This window comes from Paenibacillus sp. 01T442 (assembly GCF_056398345.1).
Genome location: NZ_JBFTPF010000113.1, coordinates 1 through 12,114, shown reverse-complemented (window position 1 = coordinate 12,114; position 12,114 = coordinate 1). Strand labels below are relative to the sequence as shown.

The 12,114-nt window shown below is 44.0% G+C and carries 15 protein-coding genes, 2 pseudogenes and 1 other annotated feature; of the genes and pseudogenes, 2 read left to right on the top strand and 15 right to left on the bottom strand.

All coding sequences use genetic code 11. The features are described from left to right. The 12 genes and pseudogenes from AC1DLM_RS32980 to AC1DLM_RS32925 all read right to left on the bottom strand — a co-directional run. Positions 1–357, bottom strand: a 357-nt coding sequence (locus tag AC1DLM_RS32980) for a class I SAM-dependent methyltransferase (RefSeq protein ID WP_477572342.1), incomplete at its 3' end; no start/stop codon positions are given. Positions 358–403: 46 nt separating this feature from the next. Beyond that, positions 404–629: a binding site (T-box leader), on the bottom strand. A gap of 69 nt (positions 630–698) precedes the next feature. Then, the gene (locus AC1DLM_RS32975; RefSeq protein ID WP_477572341.1) at positions 699–1,118 is read right to left on the bottom strand and encodes an HIT family protein; all 420 of its coding nucleotides are present in this window, start codon (positions 1,116–1,118) and stop codon (positions 699–701) included. Between the two features lie 85 nt (positions 1,119–1,203). After that, a complete protein-coding gene (locus AC1DLM_RS32970) occupies positions 1,204–2,037 on the bottom strand; it encodes a sugar phosphate isomerase/epimerase family protein (RefSeq protein ID WP_477572340.1) in 834 nt (277 codons plus the stop codon). A gap of 145 nt (positions 2,038–2,182) precedes the next feature. After that, positions 2,183–2,671 carry an SRPBCC family protein gene (locus AC1DLM_RS32965; protein ID WP_477572339.1) on the bottom strand — a complete coding sequence of 163 codons (489 nt, stop codon included), beginning with the start codon at positions 2,669–2,671 and terminating at the stop codon, positions 2,183–2,185. Between the two features lie 87 nt (positions 2,672–2,758). Further along, complete coding sequence (locus tag AC1DLM_RS32960; protein WP_477572344.1) at positions 2,759–3,904, bottom strand: MFS transporter; 1,146 nt, start codon at positions 3,902–3,904, stop codon at positions 2,759–2,761. Between the two features lie 43 nt (positions 3,905–3,947). Next, a complete protein-coding gene (locus tag AC1DLM_RS32955) occupies positions 3,948–4,766 on the bottom strand; it encodes a class I SAM-dependent methyltransferase (protein WP_477572338.1) in 819 nt (272 codons plus the stop codon). Between the two features lie 65 nt (positions 4,767–4,831). Then, on the bottom strand, positions 4,832–5,128 hold the full coding sequence (locus AC1DLM_RS32950; protein WP_477572337.1) for a hypothetical protein: 297 nt from the start codon (positions 5,126–5,128) through the stop codon (positions 4,832–4,834). Beyond that, positions 5,097–5,711, bottom strand: coding sequence for a DUF3990 domain-containing protein (locus AC1DLM_RS32945; RefSeq protein ID WP_171635994.1), 615 nt, complete (start codon positions 5,709–5,711; stop codon positions 5,097–5,099). Before AC1DLM_RS32945 ends, AC1DLM_RS32950 begins: the two co-directional genes overlap by 32 nt. 38 nt (positions 5,712–5,749) lie before the next feature. Beyond that, positions 5,750–6,733, bottom strand: a complete 984-nt coding sequence (locus tag AC1DLM_RS32940; protein WP_477572343.1) for an aldo/keto reductase — start codon at positions 6,731–6,733, stop codon at positions 5,750–5,752. Between the two features lie 158 nt (positions 6,734–6,891). Next, entirely contained in the window at positions 6,892–7,275 is a 384-nt protein-coding gene (locus AC1DLM_RS32935) for a GIY-YIG nuclease family protein (RefSeq protein WP_477572336.1), read from the bottom strand. A gap of 5 nt (positions 7,276–7,280) precedes the next feature. After that, entirely contained in the window at positions 7,281–7,763 is a 483-nt protein-coding gene (locus AC1DLM_RS32930) for a DUF6530 family protein (RefSeq protein ID WP_171635990.1), read from the bottom strand. A gap of 216 nt (positions 7,764–7,979) precedes the next feature. Continuing rightward, positions 7,980–8,273 (bottom strand): annotated as a pseudogene (locus AC1DLM_RS32925) (MerR family DNA-binding protein); the annotation flags it as partial. Positions 8,274–8,593: 320 nt separating this feature from the next. Between AC1DLM_RS32925 and AC1DLM_RS32920 the strand changes: the two are divergent. Beyond that, positions 8,594–9,397: a protein-glutamine gamma-glutamyltransferase gene (locus tag AC1DLM_RS32920; RefSeq protein WP_441991788.1), complete on the top strand. Its 804-nt coding sequence runs from the start codon at positions 8,594–8,596 to the stop codon at positions 9,395–9,397. Positions 9,398–9,617: 220 nt separating this feature from the next. Here the strand turns inward: AC1DLM_RS32920 and AC1DLM_RS32915 are convergent, their stop codons facing one another. After that, the gene (locus tag AC1DLM_RS32915; protein WP_441991787.1) at positions 9,618–9,776 is read right to left on the bottom strand and encodes a hypothetical protein; all 159 of its coding nucleotides are present in this window, start codon (positions 9,774–9,776) and stop codon (positions 9,618–9,620) included. A gap of 581 nt (positions 9,777–10,357) precedes the next feature. On the opposite strand from AC1DLM_RS32915, the pseudogene AC1DLM_RS32910 reads away from it, so the two are divergent. Continuing rightward, positions 10,358–10,726: pseudogene (locus AC1DLM_RS32910) on the top strand (Rossmann-fold NAD(P)-binding domain-containing protein); the annotation flags it as partial. 185 nt (positions 10,727–10,911) lie between these two features. On the opposite strand, the gene AC1DLM_RS32905 reads toward AC1DLM_RS32910, so the two are convergent. Continuing rightward, positions 10,912–11,364 (bottom strand): GNAT family N-acetyltransferase, encoded by a 453-nt coding sequence (locus AC1DLM_RS32905; protein ID WP_441991797.1) that lies wholly within the window; start codon positions 11,362–11,364, stop codon positions 10,912–10,914. Positions 11,365–11,398: 34 nt separating this feature from the next. Further along, complete coding sequence (locus tag AC1DLM_RS32900) at positions 11,399–11,956, bottom strand: DEAD/DEAH box helicase family protein (protein WP_477572335.1); 558 nt, start codon at positions 11,954–11,956, stop codon at positions 11,399–11,401. Between the last annotated feature and the right edge of the window lie 158 nt (positions 11,957–12,114).

Here is a 12,114-nt window from a genome sequence, read left to right as displayed (position 1 = left end):
CAAATGATACAATGGTCCCAACATCAATGAAGCATCAAAGGTTGCATCTGATAGCCCCTCTAAACTCGTTGCGTTCAGCACATGAAAACCATTAAACATGTCTACTAAACCAAGCTCATTTGCTTTATCTTTCGCAATCTCGACGAGATCAGGCGTAAGATCAGTAAGCGTTACATGATAGCCGAGTTTCGCTATTTCCATTGCGTATTTGCCTGGTCCTGCCCCGTTGTCTAGGACATGGCCACCACGAGGGAGATACTTCTTCATGTAGTGCCAATTTACCGTAAGCTCAATAGGTTCGCGATCTAGTCTTCCCCATTCATCAAACTTGGCATAGTAATCGATCACATTCTTCATTCATTTTTCCCTCCCTTTTTGAAAATGCCAAAAAACCCATCGCCTACAAAGAGGCGACAGGTTAAACCTTCGCGGTACCACTCTTCTTGATTCGCAACATGAATCGTTACAAATCCTTGAGACCTGATTACGGAGGTTAACCGTTAAGATCTACAAGACACTTCGATCTTACCGCTCAAGGGTGAGTTGGGGAAGCTATTGGCTGTCTTCCACCGAAGCGACAGCTCTCTGGACAATAGGTGTTCCTTACTAGTCCCAATCATTGCGTTTGGATATGTATAAAGTTGAATGTGATGTAAGTGTATATTCCCAAATACTTCCTGTCAATGGATTCTTTGACGCTACAAATGTTCTTTCAATTGACCAATGATTTCCTCATATTCTTGCTCAGACAATTGCTTATTGTCCGCGGGATTCATTTCGAACATTTTCCCCCACGTGTACCCATCCTTATATTTCGGAACAATATGGAAATGCACATGAGGCATCGTATCGCCGAAAGCGCCATAATTGATTTTATCCGGAGAAAAAGCACGTTCCACTGCAGCTGCTGCCTGAGCCACATCACGCATGTACAGATCCTGATTCTCTTGAGACAAGTGAAAGAATTCGCTGTGATGCTCGTTCAGAGCAACAATACAGCGCCCCTTATAGGTCTGTTCTTTGAATAAGTACAACGTGGATACACGCAATTGTCCAATTTCAATCATTAAGTTGGCTAATGCCTCGTTCTTGCTGCAATAATTACATACTGGGGTCATGGTGGAAGTCTCCTATTCTAGCGATTAGTTAATGGATAACATTACTAGTATCATAGCATACTTCACATCGGAGCAGATACACTTCCTATATGGAACAATACGGATCCGCGAGCTTCCTAACACGCTCAATACCGTCCCACATATCACCAGGGCCATCATAGACAAGCGTTAGCGGCCCTTCATAGCCAGCCTGTTTAGCGATGTTTAAGCAGCGAATAAACTCCGCCTCATCAGGATCTCCCTCGGCATTGGTTTGCGCTTTGGCATGGATGGATTCACTAAGTGGAATCGTTTGAACTAACTCATCGAATTTCTGTTCACCTTTGAAATTCCCGAAGTCAGATGTAAATCCAATGATTTCTCCACATCCTTCCAAAATCGCAAGACAGTTATCACCTGTTGAGGATAGAGATTTGAAATTTTCTGTCACGACGCGTACGCCATGATCCTTCCCATATTGTCCTAACTCACGAAGGGATTCGATCGATCGTGCTAAGGCATCCCTGTCCGATGGATCCGCTTCCCCTGCAATTATACGTACTCTTTCCGCACCTGCTAAGGCCGCGACATCGATCCAACCTTTGATCCATGCGATATCGGATTGTCTACGAACCTCATCTGGACTAGAGATATCCCCATATTCAAGCAGTAGTGTGTAAAAACGAAGTCCCGCATCCGCAAATGCCCCTTTCAGCGCAAGCAGATATGCTTCATTCATCTCTGGAAAATGAAAATGACACACTTCCAGCGAGGTGAACCCCTTCTCCGCTAGTATAGCTGGTAGTTCGAGCAAAGAAAGCAGTTCTGGTTGATCTTGAGCTTCCGTGAATTGCGTTTGCTTATTGTCATCCCATCGAGTCCAACGCAAAGGACCTAAATTTCGGTGTAAACTCCAACTCGTTAGCGATAAAAATGGCATAGCTACCATCCCTTCATTCCTCTATTTTGTCATATATTATCAAAGACGTTCTGGAATCGCCATATTCGAATGCGCAAAAAGATATCTTATTATGCTATTTTTCAAGAAAAAAAGCAGGTCGCCTCAGCGCCTGCTCTCCTCCCAACTATTTGATGCGATCCAAAAGCTCTGCTAACCGCTCATACGAATCCTGCATCMCTTGCTCCATGCCTGAATGCAGCATACCGTCTCGATCAGCGACCGATTGGAACACAGACTCCATCACTAGCTTGGTCTTTCCGTCTTCGAGTTCTTCGAATTTAGCCGATTCGAGGATAACATGTCCCTTCTCCGGAAGTCCTTCAAACTCGAACGTTTGAATAATCCGCTCAGGCGCAGTAACTTCATGGTACACGCCGCGGAATGCATACTCATTTCCATTGCTATCCAGATGAATATACCGCCAGTTGCCACCGCTTCTCGGCTCAAACGTGTCCAATTTCATCGTTAGCTTGCGGGGTCCAAGCCATTCCACGATCAGCGCCGCATCCGTAAACGCTTTAAACACTAACTCTCGTGGCGCATTGAACACGCGTGTCATGCAGATCTGCTGACCTTCAGGCTCATAGGTAAGAATCGCTTCATTCTCGATCATAACCGTTCACTTCCTTTTCATTACACTAATATGCTACTATCATATCGAATTCTAGGACGACATCCAATTCTGGAAAGCTTTGAGAACCTATATCCCTAGTTCATTGTGCTTTCTTCGGGTAAATAATACGACGCCAATCACCACGACACACGCCATAGATAGCCATGAGCTGTATAGGAATACTTGTCTCATCCCATAGGCTGCGCTCATGAAGCCACCTAAGAAGCTGCCAATAATTCGAGCGGCCCCAAGGCTGAGTAAGCCGTTGAGCGTTTGTCCGCTTGCCTTCCATTCCGCTGGTACTTCGCGGTTAATGATCGTGGCAATCGTCACAGATAGTACGATAAAGATAACGCCATGCAAGACTTGAACGGGTAATAACCAGTGGGCCACTTCAATCTGGGAAAATAAGAACCACCGTAAAGATGACGCCAGAGCAGCCACGAGTAAAATGATTGAGATAGGGATTCGCTTGAATATTTTTGCTGAAAATAATAGAAAAGGCAGCTCGCTCAGGGACGAAATCGTCATCGACCAGCCTAACAGTACACTATCCCMGCCCATTTGCTTGAAATAAATCGGAAAGAAAGCATAATAATAGCCTAGCGTAATTTGGATAATAAAATTCATGCCTATATAGAACATGAGTTTGCCATTTTTGAACAGCTCACGGAATTTCCGCCCCATCACATTCGCTGGTCGCCCAGCGGCAGCTKGAAACCGCCATAAACAAAGCAAAGCGGCAACCATTGTACAAGCGTAAACCGGGAACATGGAATCGATGTACGATTTGGCAACGAACCCGAAAAGGAGTGACATCATGGCGAAGCCAACGGTTCCTCCCAGCCGAATCAAGCCAAAGCTCCATGTAGGCTGTCGATCTAATTCCTCTAAGGTAATAGCATCACTTAGCGCAAATATGGAAGTCTGGAAAAAAGTAAAAATACAAATGATGACAAGAATAAAGAGAAATTGATGCGAGATCGGAAAGAACAGAATCGAAATACCGCTGCCTATAATTAATAACCGCAGGATGTGATTCTTGGATTTGGCACGGTCCCCTAACGCGCCCCATACAGGTTGGCCAATCATGGCAATCAAGGGTCCGAGACTAAGTAGGACTCCGATCTGCTCCTGAGAAAACTTCGCGTTGTTAAGATACACCGGCATGAAAGTGCCATAAACCGCGTTCCCCATATAAATAACGACATAGAATAATACAAATGCATTCAGTTTCGTAGCTGTTCCCTTCTTTCTTCTGTGAGAGCTGTGAGAGCTAAACGATGCCTATCCGCATGCGGTATCCAAATAAGATGGATCGTTCTTCACCAGCGAATACCTTCTCCACAAACTGGCGAAACGCTGCTGCCTCTGCCTCAAGCTCTTTCGCACCTAACTTTATCGCGGATTGTAAGCTGCCCTGACTTAACGCGAGATTGGCATAGCGGGTTGCATCGCATGACTCCCAATTATGAAACACAATTTCTCTTGCATAGCGGAATAAACCCGATGATTGAATTTGCTTCAAGTGCTCGTCCTTGTTCCATTTGTGTGCTTGCTCATGCTTGGGTGCCAGCTCAACAGCTCGTTGATCACCCAACGACGTAAGCTTCATATATTGCTGCTCAATTTCCCAGTCAACGACAGGCGGCCAATCGCAATCATAAGCAGCGAAAACGCCACCAGGGCGAAGGATACGCGCGAATTCACGCAAAGTGCTTTGCGGCTCCATCCAGTGAAACGATTGTGAGCACGTGACAACGTCTGCAGAATCGGATGGCAGCTCCAGTTCATGAGACAACCCGTTAACAAATTGAATTGCCTCTGGCTGGTTCATACTCTCCCATTTGGCTAGCGCTACTGCGCGCATGTCATCACTCGGCTCTACGCCGATGATCCGCTCCGCATCATTCAACCAGATAAACGATGATAATCCTGTGCCGCAGCCTACATCTACAACGGTTTGAGGTTTGCTACCCAAATAAGATGTCACAATCTTGATCAATTCCTGCGGCGCAGTTGGCCGGCTTTCATCATACAACGCACCGAACCCGGTAAATCGCTGTACATTACTCGTGCGAATATGTTCAATCATAGATTCCCTCCCCTGAGTCATGACAAAAAAAGCTCAACCATAGGATGAGCTTCTACTCGACATATTTAACGTACATGAACGTGTAATCGTCCCTCTAGGTGAAGTATGCCTTTATCTTGGACGGCTTCCTTCGCGAGGACATTGATTCGTTTCAACCACTCTTCTGGCTTATAATTGTTGGTTGTTGCTTGGACTAATCGCTCAGCATGATCATAACAGGTGTCATAGCCACCTAATTTACGAATGACCTCGACATATTCGACAACAAGCTTTCGAGCACCTTGCGAGGTGAAACCGAAACTCTGAACAAGAGCATCAACGATTCCGCGTTCATACAGACTCAGCCGAACTTGTGTTTTCATAGTAGATCCACCTGCCTCCCGTAAAAATGTTATAACCAACAAACCGAAGGGATGCTTCCCACTTCTCAGAGGAAAATACCACTTGATTGCCAAGACGCAACGCATCCAATTTCCGACCGCGTGTGGTGCGTAAAATTTGATCATAAAACCAATGTACATCTTTATTTAATTGTACTGCTTCTTCAATAATTCGTCCAGTATCACCATCCGCCATTGGGCCTATAATGATATCCGGATGCTTGTGACATGGGTCCGCTTCTCCCTTATTCATGACACTGCGATGCGACATTACAAATTCAGCCCATGCTAAGGAATCACTTAGAAAAATGAGCGGCTCCATCTTCGCAGGAATCGAGATCAGCTCAATTTCAAGCACACAGGCAAGCTCATGCCCCATAATCGATCGAGCCGCTGCCTTACGTGCCCAATTTCGCGCCTGCGCTGCTGAGATGGTTGTATAAAATCCTTCGCCGAAATCTCGGCCAGGTCGCCAATATCTGCTATCCAATAATTTATCTTTGAAAAGGTTGACGAGATTATCCGTTGTTCCATGATATAAACGTTGTGGTGTTATTATATCCATTTCGCTTTCCTCTGAAACCCCTTTCCCTTCTAAATAGGCTAGTAAGCACCACGAATATGTTCGTGTACGTCAGTCGCATAGAAGCTCTTCAGACGAACTAGCTCTGTCGAAGAGAACGCCGGAACTTCAAGGGTAGCTAAATTATCTTCAATTTGCTTGACGTTCTTAAAACCAGGAATAATACAAGTAATGTGGGGATTCTCCAAAATCCAACGCATTGCAGCACGTGCCATGTTCCCACGACCTTCGCCAATCCATGCCAATTCCTGCGCGAGTTCTACGCCTTTCGCAAATGGCAGTCCTGCAAACGTCTCACCCACGTTAAATTGATCGCCATTCGCATTAAAGTTCCGGTGATCATCCGCTGCAAATGTGCTAGATGTCGTGAATTTCCCTGTTAGTAGGCCGCTGGCTAGGGGAAGCCGAACCAGAATACCTACCCCAGCAGCGTTCGCTCGCGGAAAGAGGAGGTCTGCAGGCTTTTGACGGAACAAGTTAAAAATCACTTGCAGCGCTTTAACACCGGGAACAGAGAGACAGAACAAACCTTCTTCCACCGTCTCCACGCTTACGCCATAGTGGCGAATTTTACCCTCCGCTTTCAATTTCTCAAGCACCTCGAAGACCGAACCATCCTTCAAGATCGCTAGCGGCGGACAGTGAATTTGATACAGGTCAATTCGCTCGCGATTTAACCGTTTCAAGCTGTTTTCCGCAAATTGGCGAACCGCTTGCTCCGAGTAAGTCGCAAGGTCATGAATATCACCCGAACGGCAAAACTTCGTGGCGATGTGTACCTCATCTTCTTTCCMTTTCGTCGCTTTCGCTAAGAGCTCTTCTGCATGACCCGAGCCATATACATCCGCCGTATCAAAAAAGTTCACACCTGCCTCCATGGCACGATGTAAGCCTCGAATCGATTCATCGTCATTTGCCTCACCCCAGCCTCCTCCAATCGCCCAAGTACCGAAGCTAACCTCACTAATTCGAAGCTCTGTATCGCCAAGTTGACGGTATTTCATCATTCCCACTCCTTCTATGTAAATATTATCAAGCTGTTTCTAATAATTTTCATCTACCACCATTTCGCCATAGGATAAGAGGAAACCTCCCTCTTTATGCAAAAAAAGGGGAGCCCGCTTATGACGGAACCCCCTTTTGGGATGGAGTAAACGAAAGACTAGCGTTTTCGTTTATTGTAACCCTTATCGTCGTATGGCTCCAACTTCTCGAGCCATAGTTCAAGCAACGCATCAACCTCAGATCGATAACTCTTCAGATCCGCGGCATCCAACATGATCTCATCACGAGGCTCAATACGATCTAGCACCTCAAATACGAACACTTGACCGCCGAACGTCGCCCAGTCCTTCTGGAGCTCATTGAATGTATTGGTATTCATCTGCTTGCAAAATTCAAGCCGATTCTTCATGCCATCGAGATCCATACTGCCGTTTACAAATATTTTATCGTTCTGGGTATTGCGAATTTGATAAACACCCATGGCACGAAACGTTTGTTTATAAGTAGTCGCAAGCTCCTTTTTCTTCTGTTTGTCTAACATGTTGATTAATACCCCATTTCTTTTAGAATCCTGGAAAGCGTACTTAAACGTTCCCCAATCAACTCTCCATCATCACTCAAAGCTTGACTGAAAAGCTTGATATCTTCATTGATTTTCTCATTATCTGTACATACGCCTACCGTCATCGCATCCCCTTGCAGGCCGATTCTGTCAATAATAGGATTCTCCGCGTCATACCCGTTCTCAAAGCGATAAGCATCCTCTTGGAAATGAAGCTTCGTACGACATACGAGGATAGCTAGATCTAACACACGGTGCAAAGGCAACTCTTCCGATTGGCGTGACCATTTCTCGCCCGTGTAGCGCCATACTTTAGCCGAAATATCAACCTTTCCTCTGTCATTCCACTGAGCTAGACCTAAGGAAAGACCTTGCGTATCCGTGTTTTGCGTGTATCTACCGTCAATATTGGCATAGTTCTCAGCTACGATAACAGGTTTATGTTTGAGTGTTGTTGGGATTTTCATTGTGATTCCTCCATATTTGAAATATGTTACCTTTTAGTAATTTACTAATTTACTAAATAAAAAACCGTTGATTGAAGTATACCTCAGCTTCTTTTTTAAGTCAATGGATGCCTGCATGTAGCGGTATGACAGCTACTAGGAAATCTGCGCCGAAAAAAACACAGGACCACCCCAACAGGGAAGCACTGTGTTTGTTTCCTTCTTATCCGCTTTGCCCTAACGCGGTATCCGTTTTGTCGGCTCAGCAAGAACGCATGCCTCTGGAAGCATGTTGCCGGACGTCATTTTCGAATCAATCACATCTATAATCATTTGTAAGGAATTAATCTGATTTTGAATATTCTCCTTATGCTGCTGCAGCTTGACTTGTAGATCGGGATGCTCAGTCAAATCGGACTCATAAGTTAGACCTAGAAACGGCTTCAACTCGTCCAAAGACATACCTGTCTTCTTCAGACAAGTGATGTGTTTCATTACAGTGAGATCTTCCGGATGATAAATACGATGACGGTTCTTCTTATTGGTACCAACAACTCAGGAAGTTATACGAACGCAAGTGCAGATTGATTCAGTGATATTTATGAGGCAAATTTGAGCGGATTAATGCTCCAATATGGTCAAGCAATGGGCGTTCACATGATAATATCGGTAATTGGAAACAGCATCCAGTCAATGAGTTATTTTTCACGCATGTCGGCTGGACCCGGTATTCATCTGCTCTTTATTATTTCCCATCACCTGTGTCGGGAAATAATAAAGCACATTACATCCMTATTCAACATAAAAATAGGTGAAAACGCTTGTTGATTTTTTAAAATGAGGAGAAGCCCATGATTGTAATCGAAGGTATCAGTAAAATAGCCTTTGAAGAAGGAACGCTGTCAGAGTTAGAACTCGCCATTTATCAAAAGAAGCAGAATAGCCCTTTTATGTATCGTTATGATTCGGTATTCACCTTGTTGTTTGAATTGTACATGCGAACCCAAATCGTGGAATCCTCTAGTTTGCTGAGTAAAAGCGGTGTTTATTTTGCTGATTTCAAAAACACGCTATGCAACCAGACGTATTGGACCATTACAGATGAGGGTAAGTTTCAGCTGAAAAGTGATGTTGCTCCTCAAGATGCAATAAGGGATATATTCACGAATGGAACCTCATACGGTTTTGAATGTTCAATGGCTGTCGTCGTTGTCTTATACAAAGCTATATTAGAGTCCATAGATCCTAGACATTTTGACATACTGTTTTCGGATCTTTTATTATTTAATTGGCATTCTAACAGTAATTTACGTCTGATCGACCGGACTATCCATGAGGAATCTGTGATGGGTGACGTTCTCTATTTCGAAAACCCTGAGTACGATCCTATGATTCCCTGGGGCAAAGGAGAAAATGTCGTCATGATGGAAAAAGGGCTCTTTTATGGACATGGTTACGGCCTCGGAATCGCGACTTCGAAAGAAGTTATTACTGTCCTGAATAAACACAGAATACCTGGTAGTACAATATCAGCCCATCTGGCGGACCGTTATGTACATCCAGACTTCTCTTTTTATGCACTTTTTCAAAATACCGGACGAAAGAAACCCCTTATTGCAAAAATAGGAGAATGGATATATGTTCGAAACAATTGATTATTTAAAACTATTAATAAGATAAGCCCAATTTGCTTAGACATGTGCCCTGTTTACTTTTTCTTGCATAGGATGACGTATGCCTACACCGAAAGGGGAAAGAAAATGACACAACGAAATTCATCAACTGAGGGTAACCTCCCGATTTATCCATCTGAGACTAGAATGGAGTCCCATATGCCAGCTCAGCAAACTCCGACTTGGACGGGGGATAATCTTCCTATATATCAACAACCAGCCGTAAATCCCGGACAGCAATCTCCGATGCATCTACAACATGTTTCCCATGCGCAGCCTCAACACATGTACCACCCGCATCACCACTATGCTTATCACCCACACCATCATCATGCCTATCATCCCATGCACTATCTAGCATATCACCCTATGCATCATGTGGCTTACCATCCTATGCATCATCACCTTGCCTACTATCCACATCATAATCTGCATCCGCATCATCCACACCCTACTCATCATGCTCAGCCACATCAACAGCATCATGCTCATCATACTCAGCCACAGCATCATACTCATCATACAAATCAACAATAGCAGTATGTTACCGCGTCAATGAGCTGTATAAATCCATCGATTTCTTCAAATTTTTTACCAGATAGCGTGAATTTCTATCCCACATGCTAAGCAACTTTAAAAAAGTTATCCAATTTGCGGTTAGCTTTTTTAAAGTTTGCTGTAACGAGTATAACCTAGACCAATCGGCAAATTATCCGATACCTCGGTCTTTCGCGGGCTTCTTTTGATCGTAAAGCTGCATTTTTTTGAGCAAAATATCTGAGGACACATACGACAAGTCCTTACAATTATTTTCCACAATCGTTCCCTCCTCTTCAATTTCAACATGTATCTTCAATTGTTCTCCTGCATAAGAAGGGATTAATTTAGGTTTTGTATTAATGTCATAGCGTATATTTTGGTTAAAATGTTGGCTGGACCCCAGATTTGAGTGATTTTACAAGCTTATGGGCGGCATTAGAGCAAATTAAAAACAAAGAGCAGAAGATTGATCTCCTTTTCAACAATGCAGGTGGCAGCTTCCCCGAGTTAATGTATTCGAAGCATGGTCGTGAACTGCATTATGAACTGCAAACCGTCGTACTCTATATMATCACGATGGAGTTAAAGACGCTTTTGAAGAATGGTACGCTGAAGCGAGTCGTGCATACCTCCACTAACGCGTTCAATACGATGAAGCGATTTGATCCTGAAACTTTAGATAGCCCCGCGCAAAATAAAATGTTCTTCGGCCCTTATGCGGCGTCTAAACTCGCGCTATCCTTATGGACACAAGAACTCGCTCCCCATCTCCCCATCTTGTAGCTCTGAAATTCATCCAGCATGCACCGCGGGTGCTAGAGAAAGTTCGAGCCATTTATGAGTATATGTATAGTGAAGTTGGGAAATAATGAGTAGACGCGAACGGCGTTATCTATACAGAAAAACTCCTGCAATCGTGCTTTACTAGCACTGTTGCAGGAGTTTTTCCTACTCACCTATAAGTCCTGACTAAGGCGAATCATATCGCGGCACTGAATACCATTTTCAAAAATAGGTTCCTTATAATGCCTTGTAAAGAAATCGAGATCCACACCAAAGATACGAAATCCGCACTTCTGATAGAGACTCAATTGTTGGACACCAGAATTGCCTGTGCCGATCTCTATCGTCTTATAATTTAACATTCTTGCAGTTTCCACCGCATGTTTCACGAGTTCCTTGCCATAACCACGGCCTTGTTTCTTCGTAATCACTGCGATATTCACCAGTTCAATCGTCTTCGGTCTCGTTGGAAGCAGCAAATAAGCACCGATAATTTCATGGTTTTCTTCCAAGACGTAGCATTTGCTTTGGTAAACATAGGACTCGACCATCGCAAGCTCTGGATCAGCTAATAGAAATAAGTGAATCGGATATTCTTCCGTTACCTGTAGTTCTCGAATATGCAACATGCTGTATGCCTCCATCCAAGTGTGATGGGTTTCAGAAATGAAACTTTGCTGAAATCATGGCTGCGACATCCTCTGGACTTACCMCTGCGTTGTTGATACGCATGTAATTTTCTCTAGTGATTTCACCRTCTAATGAGTTTAATCGGTTCTTTTCCATGCTTTCTAGTAAATTCTGTTCCGATTGTGCAACATTTCGTTTGGTAGGCTTATGCGCGAGTCGATGAGGGGTTTTGTTCCGTTCCACTCTCTCTTCCATAGGTGCATCAAGTTCAACGAAATAGATCTCGCCACCTTTGGATTCGAAAATAGCACAAACTTTCTGCACGAAATCCCAATCGGCTTGCTTATCTAAAGCCCAAACGTACGTGAAAATCAATCCATACAACTCACTTTTCGCGACAGCCTCAAAAATCTCAAAACGAAATAAATCAACTAACCGCCATGTTTCTTGGGAGAACCCGAAATAGGGATGGAGGAGATCTATTGTCATGTGATTGTGAAAGAGCTTCAACGCGGTAGTTTCTTCAAGTGCGTGGCCGACTGTCATTTTACCAACAGCTTGCGGGCCGAAAATGAGCACAAATTTCATAGCAGCACCTCACTATAGTTCATCCCTACTCCTAGTTTATCATGCCTAATGGCGCTTTATTTGTATAAAATAAGTAAAATTCAAACTTTCCGGGTTGCTTACTACTACAGGTTACTACTTCTGGTTACTATTAGTCCGACTTTTCCGAACTAATCTCT